Origin of the sequence: Specibacter sp. NPDC078709, from assembly GCF_040686795.1 — a bacterium.
Classification (GTDB): domain Bacteria; phylum Actinomycetota; class Actinomycetes; order Actinomycetales; family Micrococcaceae; genus Specibacter.
The window spans coordinates 489,717-509,241 of the sequence record NZ_JBFBLU010000002.1 but is presented as its reverse complement, the minus strand read 5'-3'; the positions used below and the strand labels follow the sequence as shown (position 1 = coordinate 509,241).

At 61.4% G+C, this 19,525-nt stretch carries 17 protein-coding genes; 4 read left to right on the top strand and 13 right to left on the bottom strand.

All coding sequences use genetic code 11. From position 1 onward, the window contains the following. The first annotated feature begins 403 nt into the window (after window positions 1–403). On the top strand, window positions 404–1,555 hold the full coding sequence (locus AB0P14_RS06345) for a hypothetical protein (RefSeq protein ID WP_363839197.1): 1,152 nt from the start codon (window positions 404–406) through the stop codon (window positions 1,553–1,555). Window positions 1,556–1,804: 249 nt separating this feature from the next. Here the strand turns inward: AB0P14_RS06345 and coaD are convergent, their stop codons facing one another. Next, complete coding sequence (gene coaD / locus AB0P14_RS06340; protein WP_363839194.1) at window positions 1,805–2,320, bottom strand: pantetheine-phosphate adenylyltransferase; 516 nt, start codon at window positions 2,318–2,320, stop codon at window positions 1,805–1,807. Between the two features lie 259 nt (window positions 2,321–2,579). Between coaD and AB0P14_RS06335 the strand changes: the two genes are divergently transcribed. Together AB0P14_RS06335 and AB0P14_RS06330 are read left to right on the top strand one after the other, a co-directional pair. After that, window positions 2,580–3,776 carry an aminotransferase class I/II-fold pyridoxal phosphate-dependent enzyme gene (locus AB0P14_RS06335; protein WP_363839191.1) on the top strand — a complete coding sequence of 399 codons (1,197 nt, stop codon included), beginning with the start codon at window positions 2,580–2,582 and terminating at the stop codon, window positions 3,774–3,776. After that, window positions 3,776–4,549 carry a fused MFS/spermidine synthase gene (locus AB0P14_RS06330; protein WP_363839188.1) on the top strand — a complete coding sequence of 258 codons (774 nt, stop codon included), beginning with the start codon at window positions 3,776–3,778 and terminating at the stop codon, window positions 4,547–4,549. Before AB0P14_RS06335 ends, AB0P14_RS06330 begins: the two co-directional genes overlap by 1 nt. Window positions 4,550–4,680: 131 nt before the next feature. Here AB0P14_RS06330 and AB0P14_RS06325 read toward each other — a convergent pair whose 3' ends face one another. After that, window positions 4,681–5,649 carry a hypothetical protein gene (locus tag AB0P14_RS06325; RefSeq protein ID WP_363839185.1) on the bottom strand — a complete coding sequence of 323 codons (969 nt, stop codon included), beginning with the start codon at window positions 5,647–5,649 and terminating at the stop codon, window positions 4,681–4,683. Between the two features lie 321 nt (window positions 5,650–5,970). Between AB0P14_RS06325 and AB0P14_RS06320 the strand changes: the two genes are divergently transcribed. Then, complete coding sequence (locus AB0P14_RS06320) at window positions 5,971–6,096, top strand: hypothetical protein (RefSeq protein WP_363839182.1); 126 nt, start codon at window positions 5,971–5,973, stop codon at window positions 6,094–6,096. A gap of 49 nt (window positions 6,097–6,145) precedes the next feature. Here AB0P14_RS06320 and AB0P14_RS06315 read toward each other — a convergent pair whose 3' ends face one another. From AB0P14_RS06315 to AB0P14_RS06265, 11 genes are all read right to left on the bottom strand, one after another. After that, window positions 6,146–7,150, bottom strand: a complete 1,005-nt coding sequence (locus tag AB0P14_RS06315) for a Gfo/Idh/MocA family oxidoreductase (protein WP_363839180.1) — start codon at window positions 7,148–7,150, stop codon at window positions 6,146–6,148. Window positions 7,151–7,216: 66 nt separating this feature from the next. Further along, on the bottom strand, window positions 7,217–7,822 hold the full coding sequence (rsmD, locus tag AB0P14_RS06310; protein WP_363839177.1) for a 16S rRNA (guanine(966)-N(2))-methyltransferase RsmD: 606 nt from the start codon (window positions 7,820–7,822) through the stop codon (window positions 7,217–7,219). Between the two features lie 93 nt (window positions 7,823–7,915). Further along, complete coding sequence (locus AB0P14_RS06305; RefSeq protein ID WP_363839174.1) at window positions 7,916–10,144, bottom strand: ATP-dependent DNA helicase RecG; 2,229 nt, start codon at window positions 10,142–10,144, stop codon at window positions 7,916–7,918. After that, window positions 10,131–11,069, bottom strand: a complete 939-nt coding sequence (locus AB0P14_RS06300; protein WP_363839384.1) for a DAK2 domain-containing protein — start codon at window positions 11,067–11,069, stop codon at window positions 10,131–10,133. Before AB0P14_RS06300 ends, AB0P14_RS06305 begins: the two co-directional genes overlap by 14 nt. A 40-nt stretch (window positions 11,070–11,109) precedes the next feature. Then, complete coding sequence (thiL, locus tag AB0P14_RS06295; protein WP_363839171.1) at window positions 11,110–12,126, bottom strand: thiamine-phosphate kinase; 1,017 nt, start codon at window positions 12,124–12,126, stop codon at window positions 11,110–11,112. Between the two features lie 101 nt (window positions 12,127–12,227). Next, a complete protein-coding gene (locus AB0P14_RS06290; RefSeq protein ID WP_363839168.1) occupies window positions 12,228–12,908 on the bottom strand; it encodes a GntR family transcriptional regulator in 681 nt (226 codons plus the stop codon). A gap of 47 nt (window positions 12,909–12,955) precedes the next feature. Further along, on the bottom strand, window positions 12,956–14,698 hold the full coding sequence (locus AB0P14_RS06285; RefSeq protein ID WP_363839165.1) for a biotin carboxylase N-terminal domain-containing protein: 1,743 nt from the start codon (window positions 14,696–14,698) through the stop codon (window positions 12,956–12,958). Beyond that, window positions 14,695–16,323 carry a 5-oxoprolinase/urea amidolyase family protein gene (locus AB0P14_RS06280; protein WP_363839162.1) on the bottom strand — a complete coding sequence of 543 codons (1,629 nt, stop codon included), beginning with the start codon at window positions 16,321–16,323 and terminating at the stop codon, window positions 14,695–14,697. Before AB0P14_RS06280 ends, AB0P14_RS06285 begins: the two co-directional genes overlap by 4 nt. Then, window positions 16,320–17,078: a 5-oxoprolinase subunit PxpA gene (locus AB0P14_RS06275; protein ID WP_363839159.1), complete on the bottom strand. Its 759-nt coding sequence runs from the start codon at window positions 17,076–17,078 to the stop codon at window positions 16,320–16,322. Before AB0P14_RS06275 ends, AB0P14_RS06280 begins: the two co-directional genes overlap by 4 nt. A gap of 123 nt (window positions 17,079–17,201) precedes the next feature. Beyond that, window positions 17,202–18,017, bottom strand: coding sequence for a putative hydro-lyase (locus tag AB0P14_RS06270; RefSeq protein WP_363839156.1), 816 nt, complete (start codon window positions 18,015–18,017; stop codon window positions 17,202–17,204). A gap of 62 nt (window positions 18,018–18,079) precedes the next feature. Further along, window positions 18,080–19,297, bottom strand: coding sequence for an NRAMP family divalent metal transporter (locus AB0P14_RS06265; RefSeq protein WP_363839154.1), 1,218 nt, complete (start codon window positions 19,295–19,297; stop codon window positions 18,080–18,082). Window positions 19,298–19,525 lie beyond the last annotated feature (228 nt).

Sequence of the window (19,525 nt, the reverse complement as noted above, 5' to 3'; positions counted from 1 at the left end):
TTACACTGACGGTGAGGGGCGTGCCATGGCTGGGCTTGTTGCCCAACGTGGTTTCGCTAATGAGAACTCCTGTAAGAACATATGACCGACGCACCATCTTAGCCCGAAAGCTCCCGGGCATCAAAATGAGCGGTACCAGACCAAATTGGCCTTATTCAGTCTACGACAGTAAGTGCCTTTGCGACGAACCGCAATCCGTGATGTAACTCTCAGGCCGTGCTCGATTGGCTGCTTTGTCCACTTTGGCCCTGATCTGCATGGTTTTCTTCCTTAAGCACGACGCCGGATGGCCGGCCCGTGTCCCTCTCGCTTCCTTTGGCTTGGCCCAGGGTTGGGGACGCCACGGCCGTCAAGAGCTGCTGTTTTCAGGCGCAGTGGCAGCAAAGTGGGCATAATCGAAACCATGATCCTCCCCGTGTACGTCCCCGACTGGCAAATAGGCGATGGTGACATCGAGCACCCCCGCCTCGGCATGTCGCTGAGTCATGTGCTGGTTTTGGAAACGGACAACCGCCGTCCAAAGTTGGATACTGAACAAGACCAGTCGTATGGGAACTTTGGTCAGGAAGTCACGCTGTCCGGAGTGGCCAAGCCGCTGGGAGCCCAATCCGTGTATGCCCCAGGCGCTTTCCCTACAGCGATCCATTGCGAGGGATTCGAGCTGTATTGGGATGCTCCAACCCTGACCGAAGGCCCGGTGACGCTGACCGGGATCATCAATGCCACGGATTACGGCAAGGTGCCCGAAGGCTTTCCGGAAGCCTCCGGTGTGGTGGTCTCCATGGAACTGGCAACACTGCTCTATGAAAACGCAGACGGTGGCGGAGTGCACTGGGCTCCTGCCCACGGTCACGAGCAGCAGTTCCGACCCATCAGCAACTATCCAGACTATGTGCCAGCAGCCGGCGAGGCCGGGGCCGGCACCGAATCGTCTCCTCATCTGGTGACCACAGGTGTGGTGCTGCATCTGGACATCAATGCCGTGGATCCAGAGGCAGCGGCCGCTACAACTGACCCCACACAGGCCGACGCAACTGGCTCGCTTATCCGTATCAGGCTCTATCCCGACTATGCCGATACCGTGCTGTGGTTGTACGGCCCTGTGCCGTATGCCGACGCCAAGCTTTCCCCAGCTCTCACTGCAGACATGGAAGCGTGGGAGGCCTCGTACTACGCCTCACTCGACAGCAACCAATCATGGAAGCATCCCAAAGCTGCTACACCGTTCACCGCCACCGGGACGAAACTAGCACAGCGGCTCGCCGAAGAACTGGGTGACGGCTTTGAAGTGGACTTCCACTCTTACGCGCCCAGGTCCACCCGCAAGCGCTTCCGCTCGGAGCAGCCCAGCCAGAACCCCGCAGCAGCAGACGCTTTCCGTGCCATGGTGGCCGCCGAGGAGGAACTCAAGGCGCGCATCGAGGCCGATCAGAGCGACGGCGTGGGGTGGTTCGCGTATGCGCCACTTTCCGGGACAGTATATGATCCGGGCGGGCACTTTCCGGCACATCAGCTCAACCCTGCCCAGCAGGAAAACCTCGAAACAGGGCCATAACCGCCGGGGCATCCCTCAGCTCGCGTCTCCCCGCCCCGCGCCTCAGCAACACAGCTCCTCAGCTCCTCAGCCACTCAGCAACACAGCGCCTTATTTATACGCACGCCACACCCGGCCAAGCTGCGGTGCTGTGACACTGCCGCAGCTAGGCGCCCTCCGGTTGCGCATAAGTTAAGTCGAACTTTGCGTATCCGCATTGCGGGCCCGCCGCCGATGCGGATAAGTCGCGGAAAGCGGAACCCAAACCTGCTACCCCTTCGGCGGGACCACGGTGACAGGTCTGGTGTCCGGACCGACGTCGCCTTGCAAGCGGCGCAACACTGCGCGTGGCACAAAATCAGCTACGCTCCCGCCGAGTGTGTGCACTTCCTTGATGAGGGTGGAGGACAGGTGCAAGTAACGGCTGTCCCCGGGCAGGAACACAGTCTCCACTCCGGAGAGCTGGCGGTTCATGGTGGCCATCGGCAGTTCGTAATCAAAATCTGAGGAGGACCGCAGACCCTTGACGATGGCGGAGACTCCGCGGTCGTGACAGTAGTCCGAGAGTAGGCCCTCCCCCATGGGCTCGACCACAATCCCTGACAATGCCGCGAAGGTGTTCCGCGCCATGTCCAGACGTTCAGGGAGCGTGAATCGGTACTTCTTCGCATAGTTCGTGGAGACCGCCACGATCACTTCGTCGAACAAGGCCGAAGCGCGGGCAATCACCTCAATGTGTCCCTTATGGATAGGGTCAAAGGATCCGGGGCATACAGCGCGTCGCATACAGAAGAATCTAGTCCACCTGCATGCCGCTGACCAATGTTTTTGGCACACACACGTCATCTTGCGTCGAGTACCAGCCGGTAACGATCAATAAGCACCCAACACAGGAACCAACCAGAGCCACCCAACAGCGCAAACCCGGCACACCTCCCCCGCTCGGCCTAGCTACTTATAGGGCTTAGCGCGCCCCGGCCGGTAACCTTGCCAAGGTAGCCTGCGTTATATGAGAACACTATGAGCACTTGATTGAGGAGCATCCATGAGCACGCCCTGGCACCGGACCGCACAAGGAGCCAATCTATTAGGCCCGGATGGGTCCCTCGGGGTGACCATTTTCGAGGAAATAACCACCCTCGCCAACAGGCACCAGGCCATCAATCTCGGCCAGGGCTTCCCGGATGAAGACGGCCCTGCGGAGCTCAGCCGCATCGCCCAAGACGCCATCGCCAACGGCAACAACCAGTACGCGCCCGGCAAGGGCATTCTGGATCTGCGCCGCGCCGTTGCCGACCATCAGCACCGCTTCTACGGCATCACCCTCGATCCGGAAACCGAAGTCATCATCTCCACGGGCGCCACCGAGGCCATCGCCGCCGCTGTTCTGGCACTGACCGGCCCCGGCGATGAGGTCCTCACCTTCGAGCCTTTCTACGATTCCTACGGCGCCATGATTGCCCTCAGCGGCGCCAAGCACACTACGGCTGCGCTGCTGGCACCTGACTTCATGCCGGATCTGGCCACGCTGGAGAAGAGCTTCAGCCCGCGCACCAAAATGGTCATCCTGAACAACCCGCACAACCCCACCGGCGCCATGTTCCCTCTTGAAGTGCTGAGTGAAATTGTCCGCCTCGCCATCAAGTACGACGCCGTCATCCTCAGCGATGAGGTCTATGAGCACCTGACGTTTGGTCCCCGGCACATACCCGTAGCCACGCTGCCCGGTGCGGCTGAGCGAACGCTCACCATCTCCTCCGCTGGCAAGACCTTCTCCTTCACCGGCTGGAAGATCGGCTGGCTTTCCGGCCCCGCGGAACTCGTCGCCGCGGCCCGCACCGTCAAGCAATTTCTGAGCTACTCCTCCGGCACGCCGTTCCAAGGTGCCATCGCCGCCGGCCTGCGCATGGAGGACAGCTTTTTCACCGACGCCGCCGCGACATTGGCCCACAAGCGCGACATCCTGGCCGAGGGTCTGCGCGCGGCCGGGCTCGACGTCTATTTGCCGCAGGGCACGTATTTCATCAACGCCGATACGCAGAAATTGGGCATCACCGATGCCACCGCATTGGCCCGCCGCCTTCCGGAACTCATTGGCGTTGCCGCCATTCCTGTCCCGGTCTTCTGCCACCCCGATGGCGCCAAACGCACCCGCTCCCTGCTGCGTTTCGCCTTCTGCAAACAAGTTCCGTTGCTGGAACAGGCCGCCGAACGCCTCGCAACCCTCAAGGACAAGCTCTAATGGCCACGCCCAGCCGTTTCCTGCGCACCAGCGGTGTCCACGCCACAATCGAAGCCGATCCTTGGCACAACAATGCCTTCGTCTTGAGCATCGACGGTGCGGAGCAGTCGCACGTAAACCTTGCTGCACCGCAGGAAGTGTTCTACGAATATCTGCGCCGCATTGCCAACGCCATTGATCTAGTCAAGCCTGCTGGGGAACCCATTACTGCGTTGCATCTGGGCGCCGGAGCCCTGACGCTGGCCCGCTACATTCAGGCCACCCGTCCGGGTTCGCTGCAGCACGCCGTGGAACTCGAGCGCGAACTGTTGGACTTTGTCTTGGAGCAGCTGCCCCTGCCCGCCGGCACAAATCTGGCCAGCCATGTGGGCGATGCCCGCGAAGAGTTGGCCGCTCTGCCCGAAAACCTGAAGTTCGACGTCGTTGTCCTGGACATTTTCAGCGGTCCGGACGCGCCTGCTCATCTCGCCTGCGAAGACTTTTACCGCGAAGCCGCGGCAGTGCTGGCGCCGGAAGGAATCCTGGCCGTCAACGTAGGAGACGAGCCCGGTTTCACCCTGGTGACCAGCCAGACCAAGGCACTGCAGGAAGCCATGCCCAGTGTGGCCGCTTATGGCACAACCATGTTATTTAGCCGCCGGTACCCCGGAAACATCATCCTGTTGGGCAAGAACAGCCCATGGCCACAAGGGTGGGCGCAAGCACTAGTGGCGGCAGGACCGCACCCGGCTACAGTCATGAGCGGCGTAGAGCTAGACGAACTGATCAACTGACGAGCTAGCCGCCCGCCCCACTACAGACGCTAGCGCAGTAAATGCCGTGTTTCTCCAGACGCTAGCGCACTAGAAACGGCGTTTCCCAACCCTTCAATCACCCAGCGAGGGAGCTCCTGCAGAAACCGGCGTTACTTCACGGCCCAAGCACAGGCCATGTCCTTGCCGCCTAAATCTGATTCAACGCCGAACACTCTAAAGCCCACTAGATTCCATCCCTCACGTGCAACTAAGGGAAAGTCGATTTGTTCAAAAATAACGCCTTCCTGTCCGGCAGTGGCGGCCACTTGGGCTGTCTTGGACGGGCTCGCCCATAGATCGACAAGACCGGGTGCAGAGTCGGGATATTTTGGTCCAGGACAAATGCCACCCCACGCGACAACCGGGGCCGTCTGCACCGGCCACGTCTCCGCTCCGGAGTCAGCTTCTGACCCTGTGTTGTCTGAGATGACAGTGATGGTTCGTTTTTTCAGACCCGTGCCCGGATCGGAGCATGGAATTTCGTCATCGAGTCCAGGAATCCGGTGGTACTCGGTCAGGTTAATGGCCCCCTCGGTGATCACCGGGAGTTCTACCAATGTGGCGCACCTGCCGGTTTCCGCTATCGGATACTTCAACTGCACAGCCCCGGAGACTTCGGCGATCCAGATGTACCAGAAACCTCTAGATCCTTCAGGCGTCTGACCGTCGATGCGAGCCACCGCATCGTCATCGCCGTCCCCGTCAACGTCGCCGTAGACCATCTCACCCAGCTTGTAAGTGCTGGAAAATTCCCCGGGATTTATAGTCGCCTCCCCGTTGACCAGCTTCACCTCGCTCGGCAGTTCTAATCCGCGGAAAGAATACAGCCACGTGGTGTTGGCCAGATCTATGCTCCGAATATCCACTGCGCTGGGCGTGGGAGAGCTGGGTTTCGATGAAGCGGTTGACGGTTTAGTGCCAGCCGAGCCCGTTGCAGTAGCTTCGATGGAGGTTCCATCCGAAGCGCCCGATTCTCCCCCGGATCCTGGCGGATCTGATGCCCCGCCATTACAGGCTGTCAGCGCTGACAACGCCATAGCTCCAAGGACGAGTGAGAGAGTTGCAGTCCGGGTGCGCATAATTGAAGCCTTTGGCTCAGCAAGTGTGCAGTGTCCTGAACTTATGACAACACTGCCGGGCTGTCAACGTTGAGTTTTCAACCGTGCACGGACCCTCCAACAATCGGTCCCACGGCTTTGTTTGAGGAAAGCGAGAGCACCGTTACACGGCCCACATTCTCATTCCGGAGGCGGTTCCCCGTAAGATGGAAGACGGTTCGGGCTGGCACCCGAGGAATTACCGCTTATTCATGGAGATCAATGTCCCGCTCAGCAAGGGTCCGAACATCGGACCGCCGAAGCTCTAGCAAACACGGTTCTGACAAACCGGCTTATCGCCGCATGAACCACTCAGTGGACCACTCCAACCGCAACAAGCGCCGCGCCTTCGCGATCATCTCCGCCTGCGTTGTACTGATCGCAGCCACAGCCCTCGTGCTAGCGCTGGCACCCTTGTTCACGCGCTAGAGCACCTGGCGTTCACGCCCTAGACCACCCAGCCCGCCACGATCACACGCTAATGAGCCAGCAGCCCAGCCACCTCAGCGGCCGAGAATTCCACCGGCTCGCCCGAGGCGATTGAAGCGTAAGCTGCCTCTGCCAGCGCAACCGCCATGACACCGTCAAGCGGGCTAACCCGAGATGGCGAACCAGTGGCCAGTGCCGCAGCAAACTCCGCAATCTGCAAAGTGTAAGGGCTATCAGCCGGTGACTGCACCGGCAGCTGACCGCCCACTGTATCCTCAGCCGCGCCGTCGTCAGCGGCGGCCACGGGCAGCGGAAAACGCCACATTCCGGCGTCACCCTCCACCGCAATGGAGGTGTGGAACGGCATGCTGTCCGGGCCCCACTCCCCCTGCAGCAAACTGACGGCACCGCTTTCATGGGTCAGAAACACCTTCGCCGTGACTGGCCGCGGAACCACACCGTTTACTGTACGCGGGTCCTGCAGAGCCTCAACTTGGACGACTTCCCCGGCCAGCCACCGCGCCTGGTCGAGATCATGGATCATCTGGTCCCTGACAATGCCCCCGGCCAGCCCCTCGTTGAAAAACCAGGAACCCGCCGCCGGAGCCGCACTGGCACGGCTAAGCCGCACCACCTGCGCAGCACCGAACAGACCCTGATCCAGCCGCTCCTTCGCCTGCACATACTCAGGGAAAAACCGCACCACATGAGCTGGGAACAGCCGTACCCCTGCAGCCTGGGCGGCGTTGACGATCTCGGCGGCCCGGGTGACAGACTCGGCCAGCGGCTTCTCACACATCACGTCCTTACCCGCAGCAATGGCAGCCATGGCGTAGTGATGGTGCGTCGTGGTAGGCGTGAGAATGCTGACCAGGTCCGAGGCGGCCAGCAGCGCATCGAGTGAATCCACCTCCGCAACCCCGTATTCCTGCACCAGATGAACGGCCCCGGAGCGCGAATAAACACTCACCTGTGCCCCCAACTGCTGCCACCCGGCAATGTGAACGCCGGCAATCCCACCGGCACCAATGAGACCTACGCGCAGCTGTGTCACTAAAGCATCCTTGTCGTTAGTCAGTGTGAAAACGCTTCGAGCCGTGGGCCGATGTGGGTCGGCTGCTTAATCAGTTGAAGGTTCGACGCCGGCCGCTTCAGTCACCGGCTCGGCGAACCAGAGGCGGGTCTCACCGTATTTTTTATGTGCCAGTCCAGTCAGTCCGGCCGGCCAGGTGGGCTCGGGCGTGCGTGCTGAACGCTCCACAATCACCACGGCAAAGTGGCTCAGCTGCGGAGCCAACAATTCCAGCACCAAAGAGAGTTCTGCCTCGGTCAGCGGGTACGGCGGATCCATGAAGACCAGGTCCCATTGCTCTAGGGCAGCCTCGGCAGTCCTGGCCAGGAATGATTCCACTTTGGAGCGCTGCACCCTGACAACTTTGGAGCCGAGCACCTTGTTGACCAGGTCGGCATTGAGCTGGCAGACGGCCGCAGCTTTGTCGTTGAACTCGACGAGTTCTACAGATTTTGCACCGCGGCTGGCACTTTCGGCACCCAGAGATCCGGAGCCTGCGTACAGGTCAAGAACCCGCGTGTCAGCGAGCATATTCATGGATTCCAGCCGAGAAAAAAGTGCTTCCTTGACTCGGTCGGTGGTGGGTCGGGTGCCCTCCCCCGGTACTGACACCAAGGTGCTCCCGCCAGCTGCTCCGGCCACAATGCGGGTCATGCCCGCGCTCCAGCTACCATGCAGTTCACGGCCGGTGCTGTGACAAGCACAGCTGTGCCGCTGCTAGCACGGCCACTCAGAGCCACGGAATTCTTAGCCACGTTCAAGGAAAGCCTCATTCTGTTCGGTCAAGTACATCTCAATTTCCAGCTTCAGCGCCGGATGGAATTCCAGTTCAGGATCAAGCTCAACAATCCGGATGGCGTCCTGCCTGGCCCTGCCGATCAATGCTTCATCCCGCACCGCACTGAGCATTCGTAAACCACTGACGCCGCCTGATTGCCGAGCACCCAGAATGTCGCCTTCTCGGCGCATTTCCAAATCTTGCTTGGCCAGCACAAAACCATCAATCGTGGCAGCCACGGCATCGAGCCGTTTTCGGCTGGGGTGATCCCGTTCCAAGCCGGTCACCAACAGGCAGGTTCCGGGGTGCCCGCCGCGTCCAATGCGGCCCCGGAGCTGATGCAGTTGTGACATGCCAAAGCGGTCGGCATCCACGATCACCATGAGGGTGGCATTGTGCACATCCACACCCACCTCGATCACCGTGGTGGCCACCAGAACATCAATCTCACCGGCAGTGAATCCTGCCATGACGTCCTGCTTCCGGGCAGAATCCATCCGCCCGTGCAGCATCTCAATTCGCAGACCGGCTAGGGCCGGAACCGTGCGCAAGTACTCCAGAGTTTCCAACACACCTGTCATGGGGCGCGCGTCTGTCTTGTCCGCAGGAATGTCCTGCGCATCGGGAGCATCACCGATCTTGGGGCAGACCACATACACCTGATGTCCGGCGTCGACCTCTTCACGAGTGCGGGCCCACACGCGCGATTCCCAGCTGGGGTGCTCCGACAGAGGAGCGACGTAGGTAAGGATGGGTGTGCGCCCAGCCGGCAGCTCCGTCAACTCCGAGACCTCAAGATCTCCAAACACGGTCATGGCCACGGTGCGCGGAATGGGCGTGGCGGTCATGACCAGCAGGTGTGGGGGCTTGTGGGCTTTGGCGCGTAGAACATCGCGCTGCTCCACCCCGAAGCGGTGCTGCTCATCGACCACGATGAGCCCCAGATCGGCAAACTGCACATTGTCGGATAAAAGCGCATGCGTGCCAATAACAATGCCAGCTTCGCCGGAAGCGGCCGCCAGTAGCGCCTTCTTCTTGACCGCGGCGGGCATGGATCCGGTCAGTAGCGTCACTTGAGTGGCGGAGGTACCACCCAGCAAGGAGCCCTCACCCAGCGGACCCAGCAGCGCAGAAATGGAGCGTAGATGCTGGGCGGCCAGCACCTCGGTGGGGGCTAAGAATGCTGCCTGCCCACCGGCGTCGATCACTTGGAGCATGGCACGCAGGGCGACAACCGTCTTGCCGGAACCCACCTCACCTTGCAACAGCCGGTGCATGGGGTGGCCCTGGGCAACCTCGGAGGCGAGCAACGCGCCGATCTCCTGCTGGCCAGCGGTGAGGGTGTAGGGCAGTTTGGTGTCGAAGGCGTCCAACAATCCGCCGTGGACCGGAGGCCGGCCGGTGGCGTCCTGCTTCATGACCGCCAGACGGCGTTGCGCCAAAGCCGTTTGCAGCGCCAAAGCCTCTTGATAGCGGAAGCGCTTGCGTGCCCGGGGCCACGATTCCATGTCCGTAGGAGCGTGGATCTCGTTGTAGGCCTCAGGCAGTGGCATGAGCTGCTCACGCGCGGCAATGTGCTTGGGGATGGGATCGGGCACCTTATCCAGATCCAGCACAGGCAGCAGCGCCTCGATAACATCCGCCGTTTTCCAGCTGGGAAACTTCAATGTGGCCGGATACACCGGAATGGGCCTAGCAGCCTGAAGCTCTGCTTCATGCTCGGCCAGTTCGTCATCCGGCAAAAGAACATAGCCGGGGTTGGTCAGCACCTGGCGGCCACCGTACTCCCCCACCTTGCCGGAGAACAGAGCCAACACTCCCTCTTGGAGTTCCTTCTTAGCGGTGTAGCCGTTGAAAAAACTGATGGCTAGATCGGCCGGACGCCCGGAGTTGTCCTTGATGACAATGTCGGTGATGGTGCCCTTGCGCTTCTGCATAAAGCGAGTGTGCTGGGATACCACGCGTGCCAAGATGGTGGCGTCCTCACCCAGTTCCAATCGGTTCAGATCGGTCAGATCACCGCGCTCCAGATACCGGCGCGGGAACTGGTGCAGCAGCTGGCCGGCCGTGGTGAGGCCCAGGTTTTTTTCCACCACATTGGCCGTGGCTTGGCCCAGCAGACGGGAGATATCCATGGCAAGGTCTGAATTCCCTTGTGCAGGGTTGGGGAATCTGGGGCCGGGGTCAGAGGAGCTCATGGGCGTCCTGCGCTGCAGTGGCGGACAGCGCTGAAATGCTCACGTTGCTGGGATCACCCACAGCATGGATAGCTTCGAGAGCAACATGGGCTGAGGGTACGTGGACATGCACCCGCCACGGATACGCGCCGGTGGGGTCAGCCTGTTCAGATACCGCGCTCATGATGACCGAGTCACCCATGCTATCGAGTTCCAAACGGAGGCCGGCTGCGGCCAGCGGCGTCAAAGAGATGGTGCACATGACCTCGACGCCTTCCTGTTCCGGCATGGTCAGGGCAATATTGGGGTCTTGAACCTTGTAGCCGGATAAACCATCCAATAATTCTTCCTGCAACGGCTCCCCGATCATGACCGAACGCAAGCAGTCCAAGATGAGCAGCAATCCGACGCCACCAGCATCAACCACGTGAGCTTCGCTGAGAACTCCCAGCTGGGACTCGGTCAGCACCACGGCATCCCGGGCAGCACGGACGGCGGCGTCGATGGTGTCCGCCAACGCTTGGTTGGATTCGTCACCGTTGAGGGTGGCTTCCGCGGAAGCGGCACCCCGGGCTGCGGCTTCCAGTACGGAGAGCATGGTGCCGGGCATGGGTTCGCTCAGGGCGCTCCAGGCCCGCAACTGGGCGCGGTGCAATGAGGCTGCCAGCAGCGGTCCGCTCATGCGTTGGGCGTCGATCAGGGGTTCGGCCATGGCGGCCAGTGATACGGCGAAAAGAGTTCCGGAGTTTCCTCTGGCCTGTTCCATCGCGGCGCGACCCGCGGCAGCCAGGGTGGCGCCAACATCGGACGGCTCCAAGTCCGCCACTTCCTGTGCGGCCGCACGGACCGTCAAGTACAAGTTGGTGCCCGTATCTGCATCCGCCACCGGGTAAATGTTGATGGCGTTTAGTCTGTCGCTGTGGTTGGCCAACGTTTGTTCGGCCATGGCCAGCCAGCGGCGGACTACGGGTGCAGTTGCGGTGATCTTAGACTGCAAAATGATCCCATCCCAGGGCGCCTGAAACGACGCCTTCAAAATTCTGTCCGTCAATGGTCACGGCCGCAACAGCCGCCTCCATGGACACTATTGAGCCTATCGCAATGAACCCTTCCGGGAGTGTGCGGCCTGCCGGGAATGTGGATAAGAGTCCGTGATCTTCTCCGCCCGTCAGCACCCATTGGAGCGCATTTTTCCCAAGCACGACGGCGGTTTCCTCCAGTTCGCGTGCCATGACGGCGAGCACGGTGGAGTCCAGATCCACAGCTACTTTACTTGCTGTGGCGATGCGGGTGGCGTCTCGCAGCAGGCCATCTGAAATGTCCATCATGGATGTGGCCCCGGCCCGCGCGGCTGCGGGCCCGGCGACCAGCGGCGGGATCGGGCGGGCAAAGAGTCCCGCGGCGTGAGCCATGGCCGGGGTGAACTCTGAGACGGCAATGCTGCTCTCATGCAAGGCCCAGCCAGCAGCGGAGACTCCCATATTTCCGCAGACTGCCACTTGGTCCCCCCTCTTGGCGCCGCTGCGTAACACAGGCTCCAGCCCCTCCAAAGATCCTGTGACCGCCACTGTCACCACAAGTTCGCTGCCGCCGGAGAGGTCCCCGCCTGCCACTGAACACTGTGGGGCACCGAGCCCTACTATGGCGGCACTCAAGCCGTCGGCAAAGTCCTCAACCCAGGTGACCGGCGTCGTACGTGGGAGGGTGAGGCTGACAACCATGGCGGTGGCAACGGCACCCATGGCATTGATGTCGCTGAGGTTTTGCGCGGCGGCCTTCCAGCCGACGTCGTACCCGGAGGAGGTGCTGCCGTTGGGCCAGAGGAGGCGGAAATCCTTGTCCTGGACTTGGGTGTCAATGGAGATGACCGTGCGGCCGTCCGGGGCGGCGATGATGGCGGAATCGTCGCCGGGGCCCAGCAGTGTGGTGTTGCCGGCGTGCAGGCGCGGGAAGATCCGGGCTAGGAGCTCGGATTCGGAGAGTTGATCCACGGTCAGGTTCATCCTTTAACCGTAACCGAGGGGTAGGACATTGCTCGCAATGGGCTGGTGGGGTGCTCGCCCACCATGCTCGCAGGTGCGGCAGGACGAGAGCACCCCACCTGTTAGTTCTCCTGCTCCAAATGCTCTAGCAGCTCGGCTTCTGCCCGGTCCAGGTAAAGGCGCAGCGCCTGTGCTGCCTCCTCGCGCTTGCCGTCCTGCAAAAGCGTCACCAGTGAGCCATTGAGCTCGACGTAGTGTGAATGGAAGTCTGGTGCATCGCTCATGGCATGGAAGACCAGACGCATTTGCGCCAACACGCGCGTCATCAATTCCTGCAGACGTTCGCTGCCGGTGGCCCGCACCAACTCTTCATGAAAGCGCTGATTAGCATCGGCCATGGCCGCAGTGTCACCTTCAGCAAGCGCGGCCCGAGCGTCAACCACCACATCCGCCAGCGCCTGAACGTCTAATTGTTGGCCCCAGAGGACGGCCGCAGGTTCGATCATGCGCCGCACACCGTAAATTTCCTTCACGCCCGCGACGCCGGGAGACGCCACAAAGACACCGCGGTTGGGGATGCGGGTGATGATCAGCTCATGATCAAGCACTGTAAAGGCCTCACGCAACGTATTCCGGGATACCCCCAGCGCTTCGGAGAGTGCCAGTTCCGAAAGCTTGGCCCCCGGAAGTAATTGGCCTTCCGCGATGCGGGCGCGGATCACGGAAGTTACCCAGGCGCCGGTGTGCGCGTGGGTGGACCCCTCCGCGAGGGGTTGGACTGAAAATAACGCGTTCACTGGCATCTTCCCAATCTAATCCACCCCGGTCCCCAACCACGCACCCGCAAGTGTTAAGCGATAGTTCCGAGGACATCGCCCCGGGAAATCGCAGCGCCCGGTTCCTGACCACCGCGAGTAAAGGTCCCGGCCTTATGCGCCACAATGTTCGATTCCATCTTCATAGCCTCCAGTACGGCCACGGTGTCACCCTCGGCCACGACCGCGCCGTCCACGAGGACCCATTTGATCAGATTCCCATTCATCGGGGCGCTCAGCGCGGCATCGTCGGTGGCCGCAGCAATATTTTCGGCCGCAACATCGCGTGCCGTCCCGCTTGCGCCATGGCGGATCGAATCAACCAGTGAGGCGGGCAAGCCAATGTTCATGGCCTTGCCATCGATCTCGATAGTCAGAGTTTCGCGTTCGGCACCCGGTTGGGCGGCGGCGATTTCCGGGCTGGCGGCCAGCTCCTGGGCAAACTCGGATTCGATCCACGTGGTGTAGACCCCGTAGCGCTCGTCATTGGCAAAGTCGGCGTTACGCACCACGGCACGGTGGAAGGGCAACACACTGGGGACACCGGTGATGACCATTTCATCCAGTGCCACCTTGGCCCGGCGCAGCGCCTGGGCGCGGGTGGCGCCTGTGACGATCAGCTTCGCCATCAGCGAGTCATAGTGTGAAGGGATCACCGATCCACTCCGCACCCCGGAGTCCACCCGGATACCCGAACCGGTGGGTGCCTCAAAACCGGTGATGCGGCCCGGACCGGGCAAGAAGCCACGGGCAGGGTCTTCGGCGTTGATCCGGAACTCGAAGGAGTGGCCCACCGGTGCAGGATCTTCGGTGAAAGAGAGGGGCAGTCCCGCGGCAACTCGGAATTGCTCGGCCACAAGGTCCACACCGGTAGTTTCCTCGGTGACCGGGTGCTCAACCTGCAGCCTGGTATTGACCTCCAGGAAGGAGATCAGCCCATCCGGTGCCACTAGATACTCCACGGTTCCGGCGCCATGATAACCGGCCTCGCGACAGATGGACTTCGCTGAAGAATGGATGGAGGCACGCTGTTCCTCGCTCAGGAAAGGGGCCGGCGCCTCCTCGACGAGCTTCTGGTTGCGTCGCTGCAGTGAGCAGTCGCGGGTGCCCACCACCACCACATTGCCGTGCGTGTCAGCCAGAACCTGGGCTTCGACGTGGCGCGGCTTATCGAGGAAACGTTCTACGAAGCATTCGCCGCGGCCAAAGGCCAACGTGGCCTCACGGACCGCCGATTCAAAGGCGTTGTCAATCTCCTCGAAGCTACGCACCACCTTAATGCCGCGCCCGCCGCCACCGAAGGCGGCCTTGATGGCCACCGGCATGCCGAATTCTTCGGCGAAGGCGCGGACCTCGGCACCTGATGCCACCGCGCCATCGGTGCCCGGGACCAACGGGGCTCCGGCACGAACCGCGATTTCGCGTGCCGTGACCTTGTTGCCCAGCAACCGAATGGCCTCCGGGGTGGGCCCGATCCAGCTCAACCCGGCGTCGATGACAGCCTGCGCAAAGTCGGCATTTTCGGAGAGGAACCCGTACCCCGGGTGCACAGCGTCAGCACCAGAGCGTGCAGCTATGTCAAGGATCTTGGGAATGTTCAGATAGGTCTCGGCACCTGTGGAGCCATTCAGTGCGTAGGCCTCATCGGCCCGGCGCACATGGAGCGCATCGGCGTCGGGATCCGCGTATATGGCCACCGAAACCATTGAAGCGTCGGCACAGGCGCGGGCAATGCGGACGGCGATTTCCCCGCGGTTGGCAATCAATACTTTTTTCATGCGTGGATTCCTTCATCGGGGAGGGCCTGAATGGGGGCGTGCAGATCAGACAAAACAAAACGGATAGAGGCACCGGGCGGCAACTGAGCGGCCGCGGGCAGATCCTCGGCAATGACTCCGGCAATGACGGGATAGCCGCCGGTCACCGGATGATCTGCCAGGAAGAGTACCGGCAGCCCCGAGGGCGGGACCTGCAGGGCACCAGCCGCGACGCCCTCCGAGGCCAGCTCGCCGGTGCGGGCGCGTTCCAGTGCTGTGCCGTTAGCCCCAAGCGCAAGACGAATACCAACGCGGTTGGATTCTGTCGAGACGCTCCAAATTTGTCCTGTCAGCTGAGCGAGCCCCGCGGCATCGAACCAGTCATCGCGGGGACCCGGACTGATCCTCAAGGCGTAGATACCGTCAGCGCCGGGTAGTGGAAGCGTCGAGGATTCCGGGTTACCAACTACGTGCGCACCACGGATGGCACCCACGGGCAGCATGCTGCCGCGGGCCAGTGGAGCCGGGCCAATGCCGGACATGGAGTCGGTGGAGCGCGAGCCAAGCACCCGGGGAACATCGATGCCACCGCGGACGGCAAGATAGCTGCGGAGGCCGTCGCCTGCAGGGGTGAGGCTGAGGGTTTCACCATCCAGCAACGCAAACGGAGTGTCCATCGGAAGTTCGCGTACCCCGTGGAAGTCATCTCCATCCACCGGCTCCACAGTGATAGTTGCGGTGGCGCCGGAAACAGCCAGGACCGCATCGCCCTGGGCGCGCAAGCTCAAGGAACCCATGAGATTTTCGATGACCGCGCACCGATCGTCGTTGCCCACTAGGCGGTTGGCCTGAGCTGCTGAGCGAGTATCGGCTGCCCCCGAGGCGGAGACGCCCAGATCGCCCAGCCCGGGACGGCCAAGGTCCTGGATGAGGGATTGCGGACCCGGGTCCAAGATTTCTAGCAGGTTGGTTCCGGCAAGCATCGCCGGAACGTGGGTGTTGGCTGGCGCCGGGGAAACATGTAGAGTCTCGCGGCTCGGGACGAAGCGCACCCGGTCCTGAGGTCGGATCAATGCTGGTTTTTCACGGTCAAGATCCCACAGCACAGCATCGGTGTGGCCGATCAGTTGCCAGCCGCCGGGAGATTGCCGAGGGTAGACGGCCGAAGAATTCCCGGCCAGTGCCACGGCCCCTGAGGGGACCACCTTACGCGGGGTGGAACGGCGAGGGACGTTGAGCAGCTGATTTTCACCCATGAGGTAGGCGAAGCCGGGCGCGAACCCACCGAAAGCCGCCCGCCAGGTTTGTTGCGTATGCGCGTTGATGACAGCTTCAACGCTCAGTCCGGTCAACCCCGCGACCTCGGCAAGATCATCGCCGTCGTAGTGCACGGGTATTTCAACGAGTGAACCGGTGTTGGCTGCCGCTGTGCCAAGTTCCAAGGCCAGCACCGCGGTCGCGATTTTTTCTGCGTTCTCCGTGGAATCTGCCTTGATGAAGAGAGTGCTTGCCGCAGCCAGTACATCGATCTGACCCGGCAGCGGGTTAGCGCTCAGCAACGCGGCCAGAGCCAGTACCGAATCGAGGTCCGAGAGCTCAACGAGCACCGCCCGGGAACCTGCGAAGCGCGTGGCTAGGACGCTCATACGAAGCTCTTGATGCCGACGCCCGCGTTTTCCAAGCCCGCGCGTACCGCCGCGGCCATGGCCACTGCCCCTGCTGTGTCCCCATGCACGCAGATACTCTCGGCATTCATTGGGATCACCGAGCCATCGATGGCCACGATTCTTGCCTCGGTGGCCAGCCGGAGCATGTTTGCGGTGACTTGCGCAGGGTCGTGCAGTACCGCGTTGGCTTCGCGGCGAGAGACAAGGGTACCGTCGGGGTTGTAGTTCCTATCGGCAAATGCCTCGGCGACAGGTCGCAGTCCTGCGGCCGCAGCCTTGGTGAGCGCAACCGAGCCGGGCAGCAATAGCACCGGCAGATCCGAACCGAAGGCACGGATGGCATCCACCACGGCTTGGGCATGGGCTTCGTGATGCACGATGGTGTTGTAGAGGGCGCCGTGTGGTTTGACGTATTTGATGCCCGCTCCGGCGGCCCGTGCCAGCGCCTCGAGGGCACCGAGCTGATAAAGCACGTCGTCGGCGAGCTCGGTGGGGGAACAATCCAGGAAGCGGCGTCCGAAGCCGGCGAGGTCCCGGTAGCCGACGTGCGCGCCGATAGTGACACCCGCGGCCACTGCGTCGCGGCAGGTCTGAGCAATGACGCTGGGATCTCCTGCATGGAATCCGCAGGCAACATTTGCTGAGGAAACTGAGGCGAAAATTGCTGCGTCATCCCCCATGGTCCAATTGCCGAAGGATTCTCCGACGTCAGAATTCAAGTCTATGTATGGCATTTGTGACCCCGGTCTCGTGAATTGGCTTGTTCTAAGGATGCACCATGAATCAAGATTGTTCAACAATCTGCGATTGAGCGATTCCTGGCTTCGTTGGGCTTCGTTCGATGCCCCCGGGAACCGCTAGGGCACCAGGTAGCGGCTGTCCCTGGCGTCGGTAATGAGCATGTGCCCTGGGGCGTGCCCGATAGCAAGTGCCGGACGTGATTCCATGACCGCGGCCTGGGGCGTGACCCCACAGGCCCAGAACACCGGAATATGCCCAGCCGGGATGTCGACTGCATCACCAAAGTCGGGCTTGGAAAGATCCATAATGCCCAACTCTTCGGGATTGCCAATGTGCACCGGCGCTCCATGGACGGCGGGGTAGCGCGAGGTGATGCGTACGGCGTCGGACACCTGTGAGGCGGGGATGGGGCGCATGGAGACCACCATGGGCCCGGACATGGCGCCGGCCGAAGCGCTGCGGATGTTGGACTTGAACATCGGCACATTGACGCCCGCCTCGATGTGGGCGATGGAGATTCCACCCTCCATCAATGCTGTCTCAAACGTGAATGAGCAGCCCACTATGAACGTCACCAGATCATCGCGCCAGTACTCACTGAGGTCAGTGGGTTCGGCGACCTTGATGCCGTTCTCATACACGTAGTATTGCGAGACATCCGTGCGGATGTCTCCACCTACCAGCAGTTCCCCGCTGGTCTCGCCTGCGTCAAGCACGCCGAGGATAGGACAAGATTTGGGGTTGCGTTGGGCAAAGAGCAGCACGTCGAAGGCCTGCTCCTTGGGCACAATGATCAGGTTGGCCTGCGCGTAGCCCCGGGAGAACCCGGCCGTAGGCCCCACCAGTCCGTTGCGGAAAAGTTCGCGTGCCTGCGCAGGTGACAGCTCGGCGCGATTTTCCGGTAGCGAAGCGCTTCGTTTAATTGCGCTCATGACGTGACGATTCCTTTCAAAAGTTCCAAAAGACGTGCGGCCCGGGTGGGAGACGGAGTTACTTAGACCCATAGTTTGGCCAGGCCGGCCAGCGAGTTCCAGCCCAGGAACAGGGTGAGTAGCCAGGTAGCCACACCGATGACCAGCAGCCACTTCGGATAGACGTAACCCTGCAGGAGATCCCGGCGGCGCCAAGCGGCCCAAAGCAGGACAGCGAAACCGAAGGGCAGAATCAGGCCGTTGAAGGCGCCGGCGAAGATCAACAGCGTCTGCGGAGCCTGGCCGAGGAAGAGATAGATGACCGCGCAGACGGCAATGAAGGCGACGGTGATGAGGTTGCGGGTGCGCTCCGGAGTGCTGGACTTGGTAATGAATGAAACCGAGGTGTATGCGGCACCGATCACCGAGGTCAGAGCGGCGGCCCAGAGGATCACACCGAAGGAGCGGATGCCGATTTCACCGGCCGCGTGGCCAAAGGCCTCTGCGGCCTTGTTGTCGCTGGTCAGGACCACGCCGCCGGCGACTACGCCGAGGATGGCTAGGAACAGGAGTACGCGCATGATGCCGGTGACGATGATGCTCAGGATTGAGGTCCGGGTGATGTCCTTAACGTTCTCGACGCCGGCCGCGCCGGAATCGACCATGCGGTGCGCACCGGCGTAGGTGATGTAGCCGCCCACGGTGCCACCGATCAGTGTGGTGATGATCAGGAAGTTAATGTTCTCCGGCGCCACAGCGTTCTTCAGCGCTTCGCCCACGGGAGGGGCGGCAACTATGGCTACGTAGAGCATCAGCAGAATCATGATGGCCCCGAGCAGCACCACGATCTTATCCAGCGCCATGCCCGCACGCTTGGAGAGGAAAATGAGGATCGCGACGCCTGCGGAAATGAGCCCACCAATCTTGGGATCCAGCCCCAACATGGCGTTCATGCCCAGACCGGTGCCGGCGATGTTACCAATGTTGAACACCATTCCACCAATGAAGACCAGGGCGGCAAGCGCCCAACCAGCACCAGGCAGGACCTTGTTGCCCAGTTCCTGGGCGCGCATTCCTGAGACGCCAATGATGCGCCAGACGTTCAACTGAACCGCAATGTCCACCAGGATGGAGACGACAATGGCGAAGGCGAAGGAGGCGCCGATCTGGACCGTGAATTCAGTGGTCTGAGTGATGAATCCGGGACCGATAGCGCTGGTGGCCATGAGGAACATGGCACCGAGCATTGCCGTACGTCGTGCGGAAGCGCTGAGCTTCGGTTTTACAGTGGGAGTAGCCATGATTCCATCCGTCGGGGTGCGGGTGACTGTCGTCACAAGAAGGAGCGATGAGAAGTGCACTACAGGTTGTTGAACAATCTCAGCAATAGGTTGTTCAACAATCTTTTTCAATAGCGGTGGCTAATCTCAGTCGTCGACTACCCCGACACCGCTACATAGCCTTGGACATGACATGCCCCAGACAGTAATGGGACAGGAATCGATGTACCAGACCTTGTATCTGAGGGC

Coding starts and splice junctions, on each gene's coding strand:
- coaD (WP_363839194.1), bottom strand. CDS start 2,320: ATGCGACGCGCTGTATGCCCCGGATCCTTTGACCCTATCCATAAGGGA.
- AB0P14_RS06280 (WP_363839162.1), bottom strand. CDS start 16,323: ATGAGCGTCCTAGCCACGCGCTTCGCAGGTTCCCGGGCGGTGCTCGTT.
- AB0P14_RS06325 (WP_363839185.1), bottom strand. CDS start 5,649: ATGCGCACCCGGACTGCAACTCTCTCACTCGTCCTTGGAGCTATGGCG.
- AB0P14_RS06330 (WP_363839188.1), top strand. CDS start 3,776: ATGGCCACGCCCAGCCGTTTCCTGCGCACCAGCGGTGTCCACGCCACA.
- AB0P14_RS06275 (WP_363839159.1), bottom strand. CDS start 17,078: ATGCCATACATAGACTTGAATTCTGACGTCGGAGAATCCTTCGGCAAT.
- AB0P14_RS06345 (WP_363839197.1), top strand. CDS start 404: ATGATCCTCCCCGTGTACGTCCCCGACTGGCAAATAGGCGATGGTGAC.
- AB0P14_RS06320 (WP_363839182.1), top strand. CDS start 5,971: ATGAACCACTCAGTGGACCACTCCAACCGCAACAAGCGCCGCGCCTTC.
- thiL (WP_363839171.1), bottom strand. CDS start 12,126: ATGAACCTGACCGTGGATCAACTCTCCGAATCCGAGCTCCTAGCCCGG.
- AB0P14_RS06305 (WP_363839174.1), bottom strand. CDS start 10,144: ATGAGCTCCTCTGACCCCGGCCCCAGATTCCCCAACCCTGCACAAGGG.
- AB0P14_RS06335 (WP_363839191.1), top strand. CDS start 2,580: ATGAGCACGCCCTGGCACCGGACCGCACAAGGAGCCAATCTATTAGGC.
- AB0P14_RS06285 (WP_363839165.1), bottom strand. CDS start 14,698: ATGAAAAAAGTATTGATTGCCAACCGCGGGGAAATCGCCGTCCGCATT.
- AB0P14_RS06270 (WP_363839156.1), bottom strand. CDS start 18,017: ATGAGCGCAATTAAACGAAGCGCTTCGCTACCGGAAAATCGCGCCGAG.
- rsmD (WP_363839177.1), bottom strand. CDS start 7,822: ATGACCCGCATTGTGGCCGGAGCAGCTGGCGGGAGCACCTTGGTGTCA.
- AB0P14_RS06265 (WP_363839154.1), bottom strand. CDS start 19,297: ATGGCTACTCCCACTGTAAAACCGAAGCTCAGCGCTTCCGCACGACGT.
- AB0P14_RS06300 (WP_363839384.1), bottom strand. CDS start 11,069: ATGGCCGAACAAACGTTGGCCAACCACAGCGACAGACTAAACGCCATC.
- AB0P14_RS06290 (WP_363839168.1), bottom strand. CDS start 12,908: ATGCCAGTGAACGCGTTATTTTCAGTCCAACCCCTCGCGGAGGGGTCC.